The 21,719-nt window shown below is 37.4% G+C and carries 15 protein-coding genes; 3 read left to right on the top strand and 12 right to left on the bottom strand.

The features are described 5' to 3' along the window. The 9 genes from WG905_RS14630 to WG905_RS14590 form a co-directional block, all read right to left on the bottom strand. The coding region (locus WG905_RS14630; RefSeq protein ID WP_339592477.1) for a P-loop NTPase family protein at positions 1–295 on the bottom strand (295 nt) is incomplete at its 3' end. 172 nt (positions 296–467) lie between these two features. Beyond that, positions 468–812, bottom strand: coding sequence for a low molecular weight protein tyrosine phosphatase family protein (locus WG905_RS14625; protein WP_339592476.1), 345 nt, complete (start codon positions 810–812; stop codon positions 468–470). 126 nt (positions 813–938) lie between these two features. Beyond that, positions 939–4,247 carry a DEAD/DEAH box helicase gene (locus WG905_RS14620; RefSeq protein WP_339592475.1) on the bottom strand — a complete coding sequence of 1,103 codons (3,309 nt, stop codon included), beginning with the start codon at positions 4,245–4,247 and terminating at the stop codon, positions 939–941. A 1-nt stretch (position 4,248) separates the two neighbouring features. Further along, a complete protein-coding gene (locus tag WG905_RS14615; protein ID WP_339592474.1) occupies positions 4,249–5,052 on the bottom strand; it encodes a hypothetical protein in 804 nt (267 codons plus the stop codon). 118 nt (positions 5,053–5,170) lie between these two features. Continuing rightward, positions 5,171–7,333 carry a DUF262 domain-containing protein gene (locus WG905_RS14610; RefSeq protein ID WP_339592473.1) on the bottom strand — a complete coding sequence of 721 codons (2,163 nt, stop codon included), beginning with the start codon at positions 7,331–7,333 and terminating at the stop codon, positions 5,171–5,173. Continuing rightward, positions 7,323–8,957 (bottom strand): DUF262 domain-containing protein, encoded by a 1,635-nt coding sequence (locus tag WG905_RS14605; RefSeq protein WP_339592472.1) that lies wholly within the window; start codon positions 8,955–8,957, stop codon positions 7,323–7,325. The genes WG905_RS14610 and WG905_RS14605 overlap by 11 nt, the downstream gene beginning before the upstream one ends. A 128-nt stretch (positions 8,958–9,085) precedes the next feature. Continuing rightward, positions 9,086–10,585, bottom strand: a complete 1,500-nt coding sequence (locus tag WG905_RS14600; protein ID WP_339592471.1) for a GIY-YIG nuclease family protein — start codon at positions 10,583–10,585, stop codon at positions 9,086–9,088. Further along, positions 10,575–12,506: a DEAD/DEAH box helicase gene (locus tag WG905_RS14595; protein WP_339592470.1), complete on the bottom strand. Its 1,932-nt coding sequence runs from the start codon at positions 12,504–12,506 to the stop codon at positions 10,575–10,577. Before WG905_RS14595 ends, WG905_RS14600 begins: the two co-directional genes overlap by 11 nt. Positions 12,507–12,640: 134 nt before the next feature. Beyond that, on the bottom strand, positions 12,641–15,403 hold the full coding sequence (locus WG905_RS14590) for a class I SAM-dependent DNA methyltransferase (RefSeq protein WP_339592469.1): 2,763 nt from the start codon (positions 15,401–15,403) through the stop codon (positions 12,641–12,643). A gap of 190 nt (positions 15,404–15,593) precedes the next feature. Here WG905_RS14590 and WG905_RS14585 point away from each other — a divergent pair, with 190 nt between their 5' ends. Both WG905_RS14585 and WG905_RS14580 read left to right on the top strand, forming a co-directional pair. Next, positions 15,594–16,595 (top strand): type IV toxin-antitoxin system AbiEi family antitoxin, encoded by a 1,002-nt coding sequence (locus tag WG905_RS14585; RefSeq protein WP_339592468.1) that lies wholly within the window; start codon positions 15,594–15,596, stop codon positions 16,593–16,595. After that, the gene (locus WG905_RS14580; protein WP_339592467.1) at positions 16,582–17,382 is read left to right on the top strand and encodes a hypothetical protein; all 801 of its coding nucleotides are present in this window, start codon (positions 16,582–16,584) and stop codon (positions 17,380–17,382) included. Before WG905_RS14585 ends, WG905_RS14580 begins: the two co-directional genes overlap by 14 nt. 13 nt (positions 17,383–17,395) lie before the next feature. Here WG905_RS14580 and WG905_RS14575 read toward each other — a convergent pair whose 3' ends face one another. Beyond that, positions 17,396–17,734, bottom strand: a complete 339-nt coding sequence (locus tag WG905_RS14575; RefSeq protein ID WP_339592466.1) for a low molecular weight protein tyrosine phosphatase family protein — start codon at positions 17,732–17,734, stop codon at positions 17,396–17,398. Then, positions 17,724–19,094: a tRNA uridine-5-carboxymethylaminomethyl(34) synthesis GTPase MnmE gene (gene mnmE / locus WG905_RS14570; protein ID WP_339592465.1), complete on the bottom strand. Its 1,371-nt coding sequence runs from the start codon at positions 19,092–19,094 to the stop codon at positions 17,724–17,726. The genes WG905_RS14575 and mnmE overlap by 11 nt, the downstream gene beginning before the upstream one ends. A gap of 89 nt (positions 19,095–19,183) precedes the next feature. On the opposite strand from mnmE, the gene WG905_RS14565 reads away from it, so the two are divergent. After that, a complete protein-coding gene (locus WG905_RS14565) occupies positions 19,184–20,302 on the top strand; it encodes an AI-2E family transporter (protein WP_339592464.1) in 1,119 nt (372 codons plus the stop codon). A 66-nt stretch (positions 20,303–20,368) separates the two neighbouring features. Here WG905_RS14565 and WG905_RS14560 read toward each other — a convergent pair whose 3' ends face one another. Then, positions 20,369–21,700, bottom strand: coding sequence for a sensor histidine kinase (locus tag WG905_RS14560; protein WP_339592463.1), 1,332 nt, complete (start codon positions 21,698–21,700; stop codon positions 20,369–20,371). Between the last annotated feature and the right edge of the window lie 19 nt (positions 21,701–21,719).

Here is a 21,719-nt window from a genome sequence, read left to right as displayed (position 1 = left end):
TCCTGTTTAAATTAGTGGCTTGTTTAATATTCCTCAGAATCACCTCTTTCGCTTTTTTCTCTAAGATGATCGAACAACCCAGTGGAAGATGAGAAAAATCATCTTCAAATTCTTTCAATATGGAGGTATGAGTTTTCCCTATTAATGACCTAAACTTATGCTCGAAATCATATTCAGTTCTGGAGTTACCAACAAAATCTAAAACGGTTAAGCAGTCCTTTCCCTCAGCCAACCTCAACCCTCTTCCCAGTTGTTGTAAAAAGATAGTTAAGCTTTCTGTGGGCCTCAAAAACAAGACTGTGTCTAATTCCGGAAAACGTGATTTGGCAGAATCCCGGTTTTGTTTAGCATTATCAAAAGCAGATTACCTCACTAGTGAATGGAGTGTGAAAAGCATTATGATAAGATGTTAATATTGATCCAAATGGATTATAAGCGATTTTCGAAAAGGGAGGGTTAGAATAGAACTAAAGATAAGGCTCCACCGCTATTTCAAGCATATTAACCAATTCTGCATCCATATACTGATATTCATCAGGAATGTCTAATACAATGATCTGCTTTCCATCCAACGAAGAAGAATACTTTTGATTCAACCATTGCTTATGGTGCTTTTCCATTACAAATATCAAATCTGCCCATTCCAAAAGCTTTTCATTTACCTTAATTCGGGCGGAACTGGAAGTACCAGCAGAACGAACATTCAAACCGTCAATATGCTTAAAGATGTCTTCGGCTGTTTTGCTCCGCCATTTATTTCGACTACAAATGAAAAGAAAATTACTTGGCACCTTCCCTACCTCCCAATACAATAAATATAATAAACTGATTTACAAATAGTTCTATCATAATAGATACAAAGCAGATACAGCTTTGATAAATTAACCTATTTTCTCTCGAAAGGCAAAAACACTAATGCAATTATTTTACATCTATTGCTATAAAACCTCCATTAGATTTCTTACTGTTGAAAACACAGTTTTATAATCGTCGCCATCATCAACAATTTCCGCGTTGTCAAATCTAGAGTTGTAACTGCGATGTGCTGCAACTCTTGAAAGATAATTATTAGATTTGCTTTCAATTGAATAAAAAGCGAGCTTTTCAGGTTTATCAAACCCGTATCTCAAAGCATTTGGAAGACATTCCAGAACTGCTAATTTTGCAATTGAAATTTCCGCCTCAGCTGCAAGGCGGATTGTAATTTGAACAACCAAGGTCGTAAAATAAGAAAGTTGGCGCGATGCAATATTTGTGACTAACTCCCTAGCTCGGTGGCAAAGCTTGTCACGGCCAATACCATTCCCACCCATACTATAATCAATAACCTGTAAAGTGTCACCAACAATCCAACAATTAAGTCCTGCTAAAAGTCTATCCAAAGCTGCATTATAAGAATCATTGTTAATTATTAATATACCACTAACTCTCTCTAATGGAATCAAACGCTTGCCAAAACAGTATCTAGCTGCTTCGGAATTTGCTTTTAAGTACACAATTATCCAGGTATTCCAAGCTTCCACGGTTTGAGGCAATTCTTGGAGTTGATTTCTGATAGCATCATGTAAACTCACGATAACATCTGGAGATATGCCAGATTGAATTGTCAACCTTGAAATCCAATCAGGCGTATTTTCCTGTTGAGGAATTTCACCAATTGCTTGTTTAAATTGTGCGATTTTATGATCATATGTTTCTAGATAATCTCTCTTCTCGGCTATGAAACGCCCAAAAGACTGCGTCATTATGGAGTCGACAGAATTAGCCTCAGGAGAGTCCGAATACAAACGGTGAAACATGTAAACAACATCCTCGGTAGGCTTGGCTCCTGTTTGAATTTGATCTAGAACCATTTCAATAGGATCACTTATTGTGACACAACGTTCATCTTCTGGAATTATCGATGCCAAAATTGGCAACGCTTCTTCAACAGGCAGATTGTCAGAAAATGTAAGAACTCGACGAGGAATTAAGAAGACTAAACCATTTGCAAGAAATCCCGCGCGCCCTGCACGGCCTGCAGCATTCAGCAGCTCATGTGCCTGTAAATTATCTTGGCTATACCCATCACCATCTTCGTCCTGCATGGCCCTTTGATCCGCAGAGAGTATGGCTACTTGAGCTGGTAAATTCATGCCTTGAGAAAGGGTTGTTGTGGCAAAAATTACGCTTGCACCGTCAGGACGTTTGTAAAGGGACTCCGCTAGCCGCCTCTCAAAACCTATTAAGCGGGCATTATGAGGCACAGCAGATTTCATGTTTTCAAGCATAGAGGCGCTGAGACTACCGATTTCGATTTCAATAGTGTTAAGAAGCGATTGTTCGTGTGGTGTGTAATTCACGTTATCTGGTAGACTTGTCTGAATATCCTTTGCAGATGTATAAGTAGATGGCGCTGTATTAATAAATACAATTGTTTTGTAACCAGAATTTACACATGAAATCGCAATTCTTTTAGAAACTTCAGTTCCGTTAGACCCAGGTTGCACTCTTCTACTGAAATTATCAGCAAATTTAGGATCAAGCAGATAATCCTCATCTGCTATCTTTTTAATGCGTATATCTTCTGGTGCTCCTACGTTCCAATTGTGTACGAGACCAAAAAGCGCGTGTGGCTTTACTTTCAGCATTCTACCAGGAGCAGCACGGACACCTTTAGACACCCGACCTCCATTTGCTACCACAATATCATCAGCCACTTTTTGTGCATTAGTCGACGCTTCAACGGCTGCATCTAGTTCCTCTTTATTATAAATCAGGATACCTCTTGACTGCCTACTTGGCTTCCAAACCATATTAATTGGCAAGCAAGGCCTCCCAGTTATAGATGCAATCCATTCGGCGAAATCATCAACGTTCTTTACCATTGCAGATAAAAACAAATAATCTGCACTAGGAGCGTATCCCTGAAATGTTAATACGGTCAACATCGAGTCTATTGCGCGACGCAAACTTCCAGAGGATGGACTTAACATGTGACACTCGTCAAAAACTAATAAACCAACGTCTCCAAAAGCAGACGGGTTGAAGTTTAGGAATGCCAAGCACTTTTCAGGTGTCATTACTTCCAAGGGACCTAACGCATCATCACTGCTAAAAAAGAAATCACTTTCAAATGTGTTGCCTTCTCCAAAAATTACTTCTGGTAGCCCATCACGAAGGTCGTTTTTCAATTGCTCGACCAAAGCGTTGGTAGGTGCCAAAAAAACAACTTTTCTCCCAGTAGCCAAGACACCTGCAATCTTAAATTCTGCCATGGTTGTCTTGCCAGCCCCAGTTGGTAAAACAATTACAGCAGAGTTTCCTTGCAAATGGAAATTTTGATCAATAGCGACACGATGGTTTGGCCACAATATAGGCTTTGATTGCGCCCTATGTTGAAGCCATTGTTTCCACTTGTCTTCATTTGCCGCACCAGGCAACGCAACAGTCATCACCGAGGCTTCTTCAAGTGTTGTAGAAGCCTGAATCAGCAACTTTGCTAGATGAGCCGCACCAGGATAGGTAGTGATTAGCCCGTTTCCAAAAGAATCACTTTGGTGCTGTAGCGTGCATAATTGAAGTACAGAATTAAAAAACTGCACAGGAGTTTCGTACTGATTAGTCACAAACTCAGGGCGAGCTTTAGATAAAACTCTTGAAGCGAGCAACTCAACGCCCTGCAAAATGGTCTCATAAAGTTTATGGGCGGCACGTACTTGGATATCCAAACCTTGCTGCGGATTATATACACCGCGCCTTATGCTCCGTTCAAGTATGGAATCAAATCTTTCTTGAACCAAATCGCGAAGACTTTCGCAAAGCATCTGTAAAATCAGAGGATAATTACCTTGTGGAATGAGAAATCCGGTAATTGCCTCTTTGGAATCAGGATATTGTTCGGCTATTAAAAAAAGCAGCGAACTAGCAATTCGCCCGTCAATATGATCTCTACTAAGCGGTATTGTCTCATTTTCACTATTTATTTCAGCACTTTTTGCTAAAATCTGGTAAGCACTACCTGAAACAAACGCTGAAGCTCTCCTTAATTGTTCATCGCTGACCAATATTGAAATTGCTTCATAGGTATTGGCTATCTCCATTAAACGTAGGATTGGTTGTAGATCGAGGACATCATTATTAGTCTTTAATCTATTAACTACGATTTCTGTGTAAATATCAGTGAGTACTCGAGGCAAATCCTTTGGTGAAATCCCCGAAACTTCTGGTGCTTGCCGTAATAAATTGGCAGATTGAGCGTCAAACATATTACATTTTTTCTATTACCTTATTTGCGAACTGTTCAAACCAATTTCTAATATCTTCTGAAGCTATCAACATACCCCCAATCCTGCGTTCTTTAGAAATTCCATTCAATTTTTCATACCTTTCAAAAATATTCGTTCGTCCAGACGCATTATCCATCGAAGGGGGAATTGGAAAACTTGCTCGATAACCCCTTATCGCGAGTGATATTGATTTTGCAGCAATCGCGGGTCTTTTAGCCAATGGCACGGCTGCTTGTATAATGGTGCTGGCGCTTTCTAAAACTTTCCTATTGTTAACATGGAATCTCAACAAAGCTGGTAACGTATCGTACCTAAAAGTTTTTGGTGGATTTTCCACACATTTATCCTCAAATATTACAGTAGATAAAACGGTTTCGTTGTCTTTACTAAGCTCAATCATCAAACCATCTAAGCCTTGAGTCGTAGGAGAAATGTGAGGATCACGCATAAGAGCATTAGGATGCTCCTTCCTTGCAACAATCCATGAAATTGCTTCAAATATGATACCATCTCGATGCCATTTTGCTGTACCTCTAATCTCCCTACCACGTGTATCCTTCGGAATAGTTAAAGCGTCAATAGCACTCTGTTTTATTTCTTCATTTAGGCCTGCGTCAAATATGATAGGGTCAGATTTAATACCTGTTAAAATATTCTGTGCATGGATAGCTTGAGCCTTTGTGATTAGAGCTACTAGGGCTGCTAGGCTGTCTTCATCATTTATTACCCAACGATTGCCGACACAGTGATCTGATATTCCGACAATTGTACTTGAAATTGGCATATTTTTGCTATAGCTGAATATTGGTTGTAATTATTGGACACACTCTATGTACTTAATACTTTTATTCAATACCCCTATTGCAAAATCAATTGGCGCACCTGGAATTAAGCTTTGATTATTAATCTAGAAAGGTATTTAATACTCCTCTTACTTCAATCGTTCTTTTTCGAATTTCTTCTAAATCAGAATCGTCTCTTTTGTTAGATAATTTTTTCATTAAAGGATAAGTACTGAAATCTATCCTACCAGTCTTATTGTTATAATAACTAGTGCCTAGTAGCATATTTCCAATAGCATATTCATTAGTTCCATCCTCAACATTTGCTGCAACATTAATTAAGTTTGGATGATCCCAAAATTGACAGATGTTTTTGTTGAAGTTTAATTCTTCTTCCGAATCAAGAAATTCCAAGACACTCCATAGCTGAACTCTTTCGTAATGACCTATTTTTCTAGTGTCATTAATTATAGTTTCTAATTCTCGGCCTTTTATGACAGTTTCATTAATGAATTTTTTAAGTATCGTTAATAAATACAGATAAACGGCCTCTTCTGAATTATTCTTAAAAAAATGCCAGGTTGAAATAAAACCATCTAGTAAAAAGAGCTTATCGACAGATTTAACCAACATACAATATCCCTTTCCAGCAACGCTTCTATGTTCAAATCTTCCGTACTTTAGGTAAAGAAGCAATCGATAAATATTTTTAAATTTCGTTTTGTGTGAGAAAGTAAATACTTCAAAATTAATGCTACGATAAGTATTAAAATAATTTTCTAATTCAATTATGTCATGTTTATTGTCTGCCACATGAAATAATTGTGTTAAATCTCCCATGAAATCAGTATAATCCTCCCATCTCTGCAATACCTCTTTTTGTTCAACGAAAAGTAGTTTAAGCTGCTCTTCTTCATTAAACCATTCATTTAACTTCACATTTTGTATTGGCTTTAAGTTTGCAGAATTTGTTCTGTAATGTAAAATATCTTCCAAAGAATTTGCATTTTCAATAATTTGAAGCACATAGCGCCAGTCCACATAATGAACATTTCTGTAATCCCATTTCTGGTGGAAATAGTTTTTGCGCAAGCGTCTTAGAAATTCATAACAACCATCACCATCATTTTCAAATTTTGCGATAAAAGATAAAAGTGGAATCAATACGTTTTGTTGCTTGATTTTGGATAGTTCTCGCAACCCAAATATCCCTTTTACCTCCTTATTTTCATTGATAAATTTGAATTGAGCCTGATATTTATCGATTTCTAGATATTTGATAACTTGCTTTAAAGCAGCAAAATAACTATCAATCCTTACTAAATAAGCTTCATTGATTTTTAGCTTTAAGATTTCTTTTGCCTTTTTTATAATATCGAACTCATCTTGTTTGTCAAATGTTTGGATGCACCAATTCAAGAAATCATTTACCCCATTATCAGCTATATTCTCTTTTTCTTTAACTCTATTTTGCCAGAAAAACGTTTCTCTTTCTTCCCATTCCTGAGCAAACTTTGAGCCTTCAATACTTCCTAATAAAATAGGCTTAATATTCTCTGTCACAGTCAGACCTTTTCCAGTAGTATTGATGATTACAAAACGTTCCTCCCCATGTTGTTTATCCTTTACATCGTAATATTGGATTTTTATTTTCTCAATAACGAACTTTGAAAATTCACATTCTTCAATGTATTTCAACTTTCGTTCGATAATACTTAATGCCGATAAAATACTTATAATGGATGGGTCTAATTTGTACTCATTGAAATACCACGGTTGCTTATGTATTTCACTAACCGCCAACGAGTTTTTTTGAATAAAAAAATCATTAACTAAGTCTCTAAGAAAGAACACAGTACTTTCCCTCACCGCATATTGTAAATATGGTTCTTTATCATCATCAATTTCTTCTAAAGCAGAAATCAAACAGGCTTTTAATTTAAGCTTTAATGTTTCCTCCTTCCCAAACTTATAAAGCATCCCGATTAATAGATACAAGGTTGTTAGTCTTTGTTGACCATCCGTTAAATAAATATGGTTTTTGGGAAGCTCGTATACATCGATCTTCCCCAGTAAAAGATCGGATTCTTTGTCGTTTTTAAACTCCTCTAATAAAGTATCTAGAAAGCCAGTAATAATATCTGTATATGGAGGAGCACCATGCGTCTGATCTCCCCAACAGTAATCCCTTTGAAAGTCAGGGATGATGATCTTCCTGTTTGGCGTTGCGAATAGTTCTGATAAGGAATAATATTCGTTGCTAACTAACTCTTTATATTCCATAGTACTTACTAAGTTGTGTTATGGTTGCTTTTTTATTTTCGATAATTTCCTTTTCTTTCCATTCAGACTTTGCAAAAACGGAAATGGTATGTAAAAGATTCCTACTCCTAAATTTTTCAGAGGTATTGAAATAAGTGTTTTTTTTATCTATAAATTCCTTTGCCCCAAAAGAAGAATTATCTCTACCATATAAAAGAACCAAGTTACCTATACAGTGTATGCTTCCGTCCAAATAGTCATTTTCAAAGTTCAAATCCCCTATTTTAGATTTAGGGTATATATGTTCCAATGAACGGTTATCCCATATTGTAAAATTAAATTTCCGTTTAAGCTTATTATCTTCTATTAAATTAAGTAATAGTAAAAAACGAAAGGTGTTTTCTTTTCTTTGATCACTAAATTCAACATCTTTTTCATCCCAATAAACATATTTTTCATTTACAAGACTTAATGCGTCCTGAGCTTTTCTTTTCTTAATAGATATATCTAGTGTGGAAATTTCTCCTAAATCATTTTTTTCAAGTAGATTGTTTATAATCTCTAAATGGGTCGCACCAACTAAAGACCATTTAGCATAATCTTCTAATGAATATTTATTTGTATTTTTTGTATCTAAGAAGTAGCATAAGGAAATTTCTTTCGAATTACTTGTATTCAAAATTAGACCTAAAAAGTTGTGACTTTCATAATTATTATATAGATCTTCAAAGGTCTTCTGTAATTTTCTCAGTCCCTCAAAAGTATGTTTTGAACTATTAACAGAATATATAAACTGCTTTTTAAACTGATTAAATGAAAAGTCTTTGGACTTACTAGTATCTTGACTGCAGATATTGTAGTATGTTACCAATAAATAATATAAAGAATGATTATTTCCTATTCCAAAATAATTTTTTACATCTGGCATGTTCCACCAGTATAACCATTTATCCCAATTGCGAGCTAACCGCCCCCTATCTTCATTAACTTTCCATTCAATTCCAAATTGCTCTTCTTTATTTAGTCCCTCCAGGTTTTTAATTCTCGAAGATTTGATTAATAAATCTGACTTAATCAGCTCCTCATCTTTCATGATAGCTTTTAAGCCATTTAATGCAATAAATGTATTAACAGCCTTTTCTTTTGGAATTTGATTATATAGTAACCATACTTTTGTTTTAATAAATGCTAAGAATGCATTCTTTTCAAGATTTTTGGTTGCTTCTTTAATTTGCACTATTGCTTCTTTGAAATAGAATATGTCTTGTACGTCTTGATCTTCAATAATTTCTTGTTCAATTGATATTTGGTTGTTGAGCCACTTGTGTGAATCCTCCCTAATATAATATTTCAATTTCCCTTTAATTAAATCAAAGTCTTCTAAAACAGTAAAAATTAGAAATAAGGACGTTGTTCTCTGCTGGCCATCAACTAGAACTATTTCTTCGTTCTCTTCATCTACCACTGTAACTGCTTCGATAAAATATTCATTCGAATCTTTGGCATTTATTAAACTATCTAAAAAATGTTCTAAGGAGCTCTTCCCGTTTCTCTTCTTTACAGACCATTTATACCCTCGTTGGTAATCTGGAACGGCAAATATTCCTTTTTCGAAATATTGTTTAATATTAATTTTGTTGGCCATTAGCTAAATTGGTTAAATATAATGTTGCTCAAACCATCGCATTACTTAGAGCATCTTGATTCATTTAATTTTATTAAATAAATTATAAACTGTTCACCTGGGTATAAATAGAAGAAGAAAAATTAGTATTAAAACGGATAAAACCACACAGGTTGTGGTTTCTTAACCGGTTTCACATATTCAACAAGCCTTTCAGGATTTGCTAATTGCCAGGCATATCCAGTGCGTTTATTACCCTCACACCCGGTAATTTCAATCGAACCAATAATCACCCCCCTAGGCAAATCTTCATTCTTGATACCTAACCGAACAAAGCCATCAATATCAGCTAAGGTATTAGAAGCATAAATATAAACCCTACCCCTTACATTGGTTGGAATAGAACGATATTCTTCGTTTTTTATACCTCGCATGATTTGTTCAGCATAAGGCTGCCGAATGCTTAAAGTTCGTCTGGTTTTATCAAAGGGCTGTATCGCCTTGATCTCCAAAAGTTCAGCATTATATCTGTAACCAACAATATCACCAGTGACGATCATTTCAATCGCTTGTTCAATTACTGGCAAAGGTGCGATAAACCATTCTCTGGGTACCGTTCGGTTTCCTTTTGCATCATAAACATCAACATTTAAACAAGACGAGCCAAAGAAATTATGCAGTAACTGCTCAAGCTTTTGCGGGTTCATATTATAGCACTTAAAAGCAGTAATTATGGTCACTGGCGCCATCAAGTAAGTTGAATCCTGAGCGGCATTTTTAACTCTTTCTTCAACAGCTCCTTTAGAATAACCTATTTTATATAAATGTTCGATACTGGCGATATCTTCACGCGTACTCTTTGATTTAAGCACATAAATATACCCCGCTTCTTCATCCTCCTCGGTAATCGCATCAAAATTATCAAGCAGCTTTTCATTTTGCTCAGTTACTCTCCTACCATTTTTATATAGCTCAGCAGCTAATGAACGTAAAAGCATATCTGATTCAGTGCCGTTCTCAAAGATGCACCTTAAACGAGCATTAACTTTACCATCTTTCTTTTCCCTTTCAGCAATCTCAGCAACGTAAAGCAGAATGCCTTTTAATACAAAAAAGTAACCTTTGTCAATCTGTTGCTCATTCTTAAAAGGGTATAACTTTCTTTTAGAGGATTGTAAATCTTGGTGACAAGCAATAAATAGATGCTCAAAATTTTCAAAATCTGGACATGGTTTACGAGATGCCACATAATCGGGCATAGTAGTTTCCTTAGGGATATGCTTTAAGTTGAAAATGCTCTCCGCATCATTCTCTAGGAGGCCAAAAGAATCGTCTTCCCAAATGTCCTTAATAGATTCAATTGGCTTCTGTGGAGCTGCCAATAAGTTAAATTTATCATGAGGAAGTAGCATTTCGCTCTTCAGTGCATCAGCTCTAAGTCCTTTTAAACGAGATAGTAATTGGTGCTCCTGTACACCATATCCTGGTAAAGGCTCACGAGCATTTTTCTCATAAAAACTATTAATCTCCTCAAATGAGGCCAATAAGCGCTCATCTGCATTTCTTGCAGGCGTTCCCGATGGTTTAATATTTAATAAACCAAAAGGATCATCATTGAAAATATCTTGAAGTGAACCTTTAATTGCCATTTGCTTGTCTGCGTTTTTGGTCCTTGATATAAAGTAAAACCTCCGCCATTCTTTTTTCTAATGGATCTAAGGAAGCAAAGCTCGGCTCTCTATTAAAAGTAGCATAAAAGTCCTTAATCTTTGGCCAGGTGAGTATCGCTTCATCTTCCGAAACCTGGATACGGTTAATTTCTATGCTTTCCTGAATCAACTTTAACACGTGGGTGGTAACCGACTTGGATAAAATTTCAAAAGCTTTTTGGAAAGGATTAATGCGGTCAATCAAATCAATATGCAAATCGTCAATATTCACAAAACTATCCGCCATACGAATAAAGCGTTTATCCCCTATTTCCTTAATTTCTGCATTCTTCACTACAGAATCAACCACTACATATTGGCGGAGTTCTTCAACTTCATCTTCCGTTAAATTGGGATACTTAATTTGAATGATTTTAGGAATAAGCACTTTATTAATTACTTCCGGATCCATATTACCTGGCATCGCCTTTAGCATCGTGTTATCCTGCAGTATCGCTGCTTTAAGGTCATTTAAGTCAGATTCAACGATATCCTTAACTCTTTTAGAACTTGGCTCCTTCAAGCCCCTGATTTTGATTTCGCCTGGTTTTGCTTCATCATCATCATTTAGCTTGGTCTTAAATTTAAAGTTTGGTGCTAACACCTGTTCCATTAGCAAAGAAGCCGTAATTGCCTTCAGCATATTATTTACTGATAAATTAACTTCTTCACGCTGGGCATCAGGCTCCGCAATAAGATTAGTAAACTGTGCATGTGTTTTATTATCGCTGTCTCTGGTACATCGGCCAATAATTTGAATAATCTCAGTCAATGAACCTCGGTAGCCAACTGTTAAAGCATGTTCACAATAGGGCCAGTCGAAACCCTCTTTTGCCATACCAAGTGCAATAATTAAGTCCATATCATCAACAGAATTCATATCCCGGAGATAAGCCACAATTTTATCACGATCCTTAGCATTATCGTTAACCAGATCGGCTACTTTTATAATTTTACCATCAAGATGTCTTCTAACATAAATAACACCGGTATCACTGTCCTGATGAGTTACGTCACCAATCGCATCTAAAATAAATCCAACTTCCTTTTCTTTATCTTTTGTGGATTCACCTGAATTTACGTTCGGGATGTGAAGAATGGTTTTCTTAGTGGTATCCAGGATGTCCAATATAGCTGTTGTATACCTGCCTTGGTAAAAATGATATCCAATTCCCAAAGATTTAAGATGTCTATATCCATTCAACTGCTCGTAATAGTTGTAGGTCACTTTGGTGAACTTTTCTTCATCTTCAGGTAGCAAAACAGGAACACTGTCTCCTCTGAAATATGAACCTGTCATCGCCATGATATGGGCATTTGATTTCTTCATGATCGAACGCAGGTGTTCTCCTAAACGGCTATCTGCATCTGCTGAAACATGATGAAATTCATCAATCGCCAATAACGTTCCGTCAAACATTGACTCATCTAGTTCATCTACAGCAAAACGCAAAGTCGCATGAGTGCAAATAATGATCCTTTCACCGTTGTTCAAAAAGTTTTTGAAGGTTTGAACTTTGCTTTTACCTCCATCATCTCCTGGAGTGCATAAATTATAGGCATCGTTTATTTCCCAGTCGGCATAGAATCCATGATCCGTTAAATCGGTAGAACGGAAAGAACCACCAATTGATTTTTCGGGCACGGCTACGATAATCTTTTTAATTCCTTGATTGATTAGTTTATCTAAAGCAATAAACATCAAAGCCCTTGATTTACCGGATGCTGGCGGAGCTTTCAACAATAAGTATTGTGCATCGCGAGCTTGATATGCTTTTTCTTGCATTTCGCGCATCCCTAATGGATTTGTACTAGCGCTTTTTCCCGTTTGGGCATAGGTTACATGGACTATATCTGGCATATTTTGAGAGGTTAGTTGTGTATCTGGCTGATTTTTTTGACAAATGGCATTATTAATTAATTATTTACCTCTGTTTGTACCGTCTTAAAGACTACAGCTTAATTATAAGTTACTTAACTGAGTTAATTACATTTTTATATTTTTAGTCTTGATTTTTCCTGCAATAAAGTAACAACATGCTTTTCTTCTGTCACAATGTTTACATATAATTTAAACAAGTGTTCTAATCTTTCCTCATCACTTTCAAAGGGTTTTGAACGATAACAACGTTCTACCGCAAGATCTAATTGATGATGGGCTTCCTTCAAACTTTGAGGCATTTTATCAGCATCGTATAACTGAGCTAAGGTTTTTTCAGAAAATTGTTCCCTTTCTTCCAAAATATTAAATGCATGTTTCTCCAATTCTTTTTTTTGAGATTCATTAATATCAGGAAATGGAAATGTATTATATGTTAGATTTACTGAATATCTTATATCGGATTTTAATCTACCAGACGTTATCTTGATCCAGGCCATATGCATACTGGAAGATAGAATACTAAATAAATATATAGGCGGTTCATAAATTACAAAAACACCATTACTAAAGACGGTGCCAGGATTAAAAAATCCGACAGGAATATATTTTCGTCTTTCAGAACTTGTCATAGGTAATATTAGTGCATCTTGCTCTTTATACTTTCTATAAAAAAATCGGTGTGGCACACCAGCAGCCTTTTTGGCATCGCGCCCTGCAGAAAATCTATAAATTTGACATTTTTCTATTCTAGCCTTTATTAAGTCGCTTTTATATGCTTCTTGCACATCGTCATCCTCGATCCAGATGCAGTACCTTTCATTTTTATCTAAAAAATCCTGCCCCCCCACAAAAGGCTTAATAAATTTTGTAATAACGGGGTCCGATTTTATAAATATATCTCTGTCCTCTTTTGATAACATCAGATGTCCACCATCAATTCCACTACTTCCTAACCCCATGGTTTTGAAATTTGACATGGAACTAGTGCGTTGAGACATTACTGTCTGCCCACCTTCAACTAAATACGGACTAATACTTTTAACAATTTTTATTCTATTATCTGAATACAACCTTTTCATGTTGTTCGTTTTATTTTGTATTCCTACAATTACGCAGATGACAGCAGCTTTTGCTTTTGCATTATTAGCCCATTTAAAAGACTTATGTGCAAAAAAAATTTCCTGATTTTTTAAAAATACATATGGCCAAAGTAAACTCACCTGCTCACCCTGACAAATTGAATTTGTAGAAACAAACGAATATCGAACATTACAGTTTTCAATATAATCAGTTGCCTTTACAAACCAACAGCCAATATAATCTAATCGTTGTATATTGCTGACATGTTGTAGTGCTATATCCATATCAGTCTTTTGATTTATATCACGCTCATTAAAACCCAAATATGGAGGATTCCCCAAAATATAAATCTCATCCCCATCCTTCTTCGGGCAAACTTTTTCCCAGTCTAACCTCGTTGCATTACCTTGAAAAATATGGCCTCCTTCCTTTAATGGTAAAGTTGGATTACCTTGCCCTAACACTTCCTTGAACTTCATATTCATTTGATGTTGCGCAAGCCAAAGTGAAAGAATTGCTATTTCATGAGCAAAATCATCAAGTTCAATTCCGTAAAATTGGGTTAATTGTATTTGTGAAAATAGCTGCTTTTGATACATCGCAGCAAGGTTATGCTGTGCTTTTGGGATTAATGCTAATTGTTTTTCTTCAAATCCAGTGGCTGCATGCTGTAAGTGTTCCAAATGTTTGATAATCTCAATTTCTAGAAATCTCAGTTCCTTGTAAGCAATAATTAAAAAATTACCACTACCACATGCAGGATCAAAAATCTTCAATTTAGAAAGCCTATATAACAGTTTTTCCAGTTTCCTCGGCTGATTCTTACTTGCTTCAAATTCTTCTTTCAAGTCATCCAAAAACAAAGGCTCAATCACCTTCATGATATTCGGAACGGATGTATAATGCATTCCCATCCCTCCGCGATGTTCAGGTGTGATTACAGCTTGTATCATCGAACCGAAAATATCCGGATTGATATCCTTCCAGCTCAGATCCCCACATTCTAAAATCGCATTTAACGACTTGCGAGTGAAAACTGGAATAGCATATTGCTCGCTAAACAAACCGCCATTTACATAGGGGAACGCATTTAGATACTGGGGTAAGTTTTCCCGCATAGGATAATCAGTATTTAAGACAACGAACAACCTTTCCAAATAAGATTTTAAGTCGCTTCCATCTGCCTGTGTATGTGATTTAATCGCATTAGTAAATTGATTTTTACTAAAAATCTCCGTATCCTCGGCAAAAAAGCAAAATAAAAGCCTGGAAAGGAACACATTTAACCCATGAACTTCTTCTACTGTTGTAGTTGGATTATCTTTTTTAATTTCATCGTACAACTTTGCCATCTTTTCAGCGGCCTTTACATCAGCAGGATTTTCGCCTTTGTATTGTGCCTTTTCCATTCCGGCTAGGGGCAAAAAGAAATCAAAATTCTTAGCCAAATTTAAAATTGAAATATCTAGGCTATCTTGATTTTTGGTGTCGATTGCTAAAAAAGTTTTAAAATCGGTTACGATAATAAATCTTGGTGTATGAGTTATAACGCGTGGATCTGTCTTAAGCGCGTCGATGGTCAGATGCGTATCTGAATTTAAGGCTTCCTTAAATAACAACTTCTTTTTCCAAAGAATTTCTCCTTCGATTTTAGAAAGGTTTAAAGCGCCATCTTTTAATCTTTTAACGTTAGATTTTGGAGTATCGTAGGCAAGTAGAAAGTCGTAAATAAAAGTTTCATTATTTAGAGATTCTACGAGATCCAGTAAATTATTCTCTATTTGAGCGGCGTTCATTAATCGTATAAAATTATTTGTGGGATAAATTAGTAATTATATCTTAAATATTTGAGGTAACGACAAGAATGTCTCGTTATAAATAAAATAATGGATCATTAACTATATCGTCTTTATTAGAAAGCCATTTGTCAAAACCATTTTCGTTCACTATATTTGATTGTTCACGTAACGTGAACATATTAGTAAAATGAACGAAACTAAAATTGCCACCCAAGCACTCACACATCTAACTGAACATACTGGGTTAACAGGTGAATGGTTGCCTCTGAAAAATGAAATTGATGGAGTACTTTATTTATTGCTAAAAAACAAAAAAATACGTTTCACTGCTGAAGTTAAAAGGGAACTACGCGAGTACCATTTACCAAAGCTATTGGAGATGAAACATAAGAATGATGACCTTATAGTTATTGCTGAACGAATATTTCCAACGTTAAAAACAAAACTTAGAGAATATGAAATTGCATATCTGGATGGTGCTGGTAATATCTTCATAAACACTGATGACAATTTTATCTGGCTTGACGGTCAAAAACCAATAGAAGCTGAAAAACCAATCACTAATAGAGCCTTTACAAAAACTGGATTAAAGACTGTCTTTTATTTGCTTTTAAATGAGGACGCTATTAACCTCCCTTATCGGACGCTAGCTATAAACACCAACGTTGCCTTAGGCAATATCAAAAATATAATTACAGGTTTAAAAGAAGCTGGATTTATTCTGCAGATTAATGATAAGGAAATGAAGTTGCAGAACAAAAAGGCATTACTAGATAGATGGATCACTGGTTACAAAGAAACTTTAAAACCAACTATTCATCTCGGCAACTTCCGGTTTTACAACAATAGCCTTTTTGTAGATTGGAAAAACCTGCCAATTAAGCCTGGTGAAACGCTATGGGGAGGTGAACCTGCTGCTGAAATAATCACCAATTATTTAAACCCGGAAATTCTAACCATATATACTACAGAAAATAAAGCTGAACTTATCCCCCAATGGAAGTTAGTACCTGATCCAAATGGAAATATTAGATTCTATCAGAAATTCTGGATTGATCATGTATTTGACAAGTTACCGTACACCCCATATTTACTTACCTACGCAGATTTAATCTTAACGGATGATCCAAGATGCATAGAAACCGCTGAAATGATTTACAATCAACATTTGAAGAATGAATTTGAATAATATTAGGGAAGGTGAATTAAAAGAGGTGTTTGATGCTTTGGAGGAAGCTTTCGTGAGCAAACATGTTAACTTTTATCTTATCGGTGCATTAGCTAAAGATGTATGGTATTCCATGGGCGATAAAGTGATGCGTACCACCAGAGACGTGGATTTTGCCGTTATGATCAGTAACAAGGCAGATTATGAAGAGGTAAGGAAATATCTTGTCGATAAAAAAGGTTTTCAATATCAAAAAAGCAATGACTTTATTTTAATTTCACCATCAGGTGTAGAAATCGATATTCTACCTTTCGGTGCAGTTGACATCAATGAAGACATCAAGGTCAATGGCTTTATGGAGGTCTACAAGTCAGGCACCACTGAACTCACTTTACAAACGGGCCATCATTTTAATATAGCGACCCTCCCTTCCATTGTGCTTTTAAAACTGATTGCATTTGATGATAGACCGGAAAATCGTTTTAAAGATCCCAGGGATATTATTAATATCATATTTCATTTTTTTGACTTGCAGGCAGAATTAATTTATAGTCATCATTCAGATTTACTTGCAGGTGCTGAAATTTCATTAGAAAAAATTTCAGCCACTGTAATTGGCCGGGAAATAAAGAAAACTATTGAAGAAAATGAGGAACTATACAGTCGTGTAAAGGAAATTTTAAAAATCCATCTTAAAAAAAAGGAAACAAGTGCATTTATAAGGGCTATGGTCGAGGAAGCAGATTCGAATGTCGAAAATGTTATGGAACTTATTATTGCTTTATCAAATGGCCTAAACAGAGGCTAGCTTAAGGGAAATGCTAAATATATGGCTCCACGGCTATTTCAAGCATATTCACTAACTCAGCATGCATATACTGATACTCATCTGGAATGTCCAATACAATAATCTGCTTACCATTCAACGAAGAAGGAAATTTCTGATTCAACCATTGTTTATGATGCTTTTCCATCACAAAAATTAAATCTGCCCATTCCAAAAGTTTTTCATTTACCTTAATTCGCGCGGAACTGGAAGTACCGGCAGAACGAACATTCAAACCTTCAATATTCTTGAAAATATCTTCGGCTGTTTTGCTCCGCCATTTATTTCGACTACAGATGAAAAGGAAATTATTGGCACCTTCCTTACTTCCCAATACAAAACTTACTAAATATATTCTCAAGCAAATCATCCGTCGTCACCTGCCCGGTAATCTCCCCTAAATAATGAAGCGCCTGTTTAATATCCACCGACAAAAACTCCGAAGTTACCGGATTTTCCAAACCATAAGCCACACTATCCAATGCAGCCCTGGTTTTCTGCAAAGCCTCCACATGCCTGATATTAGTCACCATTGTATGACTGTCGCTCAATTGATCACCCACAGCAAGCGCATATAACTGTTCTTTCAATTCCTCCACATATTGGTTCTCTTTAGCAGAAATGGATACAAAATGAATGGCCGGAGGTAAATCCAAAGAAACAAAATCAAAAGAAGCAACCAAGTCAATCTTATTCGCAACGGCTAAAAAAGCAACCCCTTCACGGTACAACTTTAAAATATCCGACTTAATTTCCGCAGCACTTAAAGCAGAAACATCAAATAGATACACCAGCACCGCACTTTGGTCGATCTTCTGCATGGTCTTCTCCACCCCGATCGCCTCAATGGTATCGGTAGCTTCCCTGATCCCTGCCGTATCAATCAATCGGAAGTTAATGCCGTTGATATTTAAAACCTCTTCAATGGTATCACGGGTCGTACCTGCAATTTCACTTACTATGGCCCTTTCCTCGTTCAGTAAAGCATTTAACAAAGTAGATTTACCAGCATTTGGCCGGCCGGCGATCACCGTATTGATGCCCTGTTTAATCACATTCCCCAGTTCAAAAGAACGGATCAGTTTGTTCAATACCAGGGTAATTTTGTTGATCAGTTCCTGCAGCTGGTCACGGTTAGCAAATTCTACATCCTCTTCAGCGAAATCCAGTTCCAGCTCAATCATGGATGCGAAATGAATCAACTGTTCGCGTAAACCTTGCAGTTCTGTGCTGAAGCCGCCCCGCAATTGGTTCATGGCCACGTTGTGTGCAGCAGCAGAATCTGAAGAAATTAAATCAGATACAGCCTCCGCTTGCGACAAATCCATCCCACCGTTTAAGAATGCCCTTAGGGTAAATTCACCTGGTTTAGCGGCCGAAGCGCCTTTCCTGATCAGCAGCGATATAATTTGCTGGATGATATAATTGGAGCCATGACAAGAGATCTCCACCACGTTTTCCTTGGTATAGGATTTAGGTGCCACAAATAAGGCGACAACCACTTCATCGATCACCCTTTCCCCATCGACGATTAAACCAAAGTGTAGCGTATGTGAATCCTGTAAGGTCAGGTCCTTTCCTTTAAACACGGTATTGGTCAGGCTAATGGCATCTTTTCCCGAAAGACGGATCACGCCGATCGCGCCGATTCCAGGCGGGGTAGATAAAGCAATAATAGTGTCGTTCCTAATCATTGGGCGAGTTATTCTAGGGTAAAGCACAAAACTAGCCAAACATTTCTTACCTTCCGGTGTTAAATTTGTAAATTTAAGAAAACATATATATGTCAGAAATGCCGCTTACGGTTAAAAGATCAATTGAATTATTAGGGATAGTAGCGATAGGCGTGATCTTTGTGCTCGGTGCGGGAATCATCATGCCCTTGCTGATGGCTTTTTTTGTGAGTTTACTCCTCTATCCAACCTTTAGTTTCCTCCGCAGGTTCAAAGTACCCGAGGTGCTCGCTATTTTCCTGCCCCTCCTCATGCTAGCCGTATTCGTGGCCGGTATTGCCTGGTTTTTCTCTTCACAGATCTCCATCCTCATCAAGGACTTCCCGCAGATTAAAAACAACGTGGGCCTCCATTTAAAGGCATTAAGCGATTGGATCAGCAGTGTGAGTGATTATTCCACCAAAGAACAAACCGATTTTATCAAGGAAAAAAGTGACGACTTATTGTCTTATGCAGGGAACATGGCCAGTGGTGCCGCTGTGACCGTCACTTCAATATTTGTATTCGTTGGCCTGGTGCCGATCTACGTATACCTGATTTTATTTTACAAGGATATCCTGCTTCGTTTCGTCTTCATGTGGTTTAAAACAGACCATCACCCAAGAGTAAAAGATGCGATCTATGAAACCAAATCTATTATCAAAAACTACCTGATCGGTCTACTAATCCAGGTGACCTATATGACCATCCTTTTAGGGGGTACCCTGATGCTCTTTGGTATCAAACATGCCCTGCTCATCGGGGTGATCTTTGCCATCCTCAACCTGATCCCTTATGTGGGTGCCTTATTGGGAAATATCATTGGCGTGCTGCTGACCTTAACTTCTTCAACCGAATTATGGCCGGTCTTGACCGTTTTAATCATTATAGCGATTGTTCAATTTCTGGACAACAACATCCTGATGCCCAGAATCGTAGGTTCAAAAATCAAGATTAATGCCCTGTTTTCCATCCTCGGTGTCGTCGTCGGTGGCAGCATTGCCGGCATCCCAGGAATGTTCCTCTCCATGCCACTCATCGCCGTATTGAAAGTAATCTTCGACCGTACAGATATGTTCAAGCAATGGGGGGTGTTATTGGGTGATGAAAGGCCTACAAGAAGTCCGATGTCCTTCCCTATTTTCCGAAAGAAAACACCGGTTCCAGCAAAAGAAGGCGTCCAAAAATAATCGCCGTCATCAGTAAATGTCGTCACCCCGGACCTAAATCGCGTCACCCCGGACCTGTTCCGGGGTCTATTGATTTACTGAATTAGATCCCGGCACGGGGCCCGGGATGATGCTCACTACGTCCCCTTCAACGGGCAACGACAAATAAAACGTCGTTCCCTCCCATGGGGTGCTGTCGAACCAAATCTCACCACCTTGCTGAGCCATGAAATCCCTGCATAAGATCAGGCCCAGTCCGCTGCCCTTTTCGTTTGCCGTGCCATAGCTGGATGATATATTCAGGGAGAAGATCTTCTCTTGTTTTTCTTCCGTAATCCCTATGCCATAGTCTTTTAGCACAACGATACAGCGTTCGTTTTCGATGAAGGCTTTGATCTCTATTTCCCCACCCAGGTGCGAAAACTTAAGGGCATTGTTCAATAAATTCCGCAAGACGACCTTGAGCATATTCTGGTCGGCTTTTACATATATGTCCGCTGCAATAGCGATATTGATCTTGATCTTTTTCTCCTCAGCCCTTTGTTTAAAAAGGTTGACCGTTTGTATCAAAAGTTTCCCGAAGTCCACCGCTTCCAGTTGGACGTAATTAAGTTGCATTTGGTTTTTCGCCCAAAGCAGTAAATTATTCAACAGGATTTTTGCGTCCCGCAACGAGCAGGCCAAATCTTTTTCAATATCCTGGCGTTCTGCAGCATCCAGCTCTGTTGCCCTTAACAACTCGAGGTATTGTTTGACCGACGACAAGGGCGCATTTAAGTCGTGAGAAATAATGGAGAACAACTTGTCTTTTTCATCATTCATCAACTTAAGTTTCTGAGACTGCCGAATGACAAGCATTCGCTGCTGCTCATAACTGTTGCGAAGAATAATGATACCGGCACAAAGTATCGCCGCAACGTTCGTATAGGTGATCCCCAGGTCAATAAACTTTTCCAGCTCACTGGCGTAGTATTGTTTTACAAAGCTGGGGTTCCGATATTCCATCACAAGCATCACCAGCACCAGGCTTACATTGCCCATGATCCACAACACACCTTGCCTGATGGGTGTTATGAGTATGATCAGAAAGATAGAGATCGAGGATAACAAAAGAATATTACCATCTACACCTGCATTATACTGGAAAATCCCGATTTGCATCAGGATGAGCTTGGCCACACAAAGCGTAATGGCCAGGGTAACATGCCCTTTAAAGCGGCTCAGGTAGTAGAAGCCCAATTCAGCGATCAGTGCCAGCGCACAGACTATCGCGGCCAGTTGCAGGGAGGTATAGCTGTAAAATATTGATTTTGCGAGAAGCGTAAGACTGATCACGATGGAGATCCCATGGAAAATCCTGCTTTGCAGCGAAAACTGGTCTGCATCGCCTACGATGTATTGAAATGACTTTTTAATCATTTTTCTGTTTTACATTTTC

Source organism: Pedobacter immunditicola (assembly GCF_037482985.1).
GTDB classification, from domain to species: Bacteria; Bacteroidota; Bacteroidia; order Sphingobacteriales; family Sphingobacteriaceae; genus Pedobacter; species Pedobacter immunditicola.
This window is presented reverse-complemented; position numbering and strand designations above follow the sequence as displayed.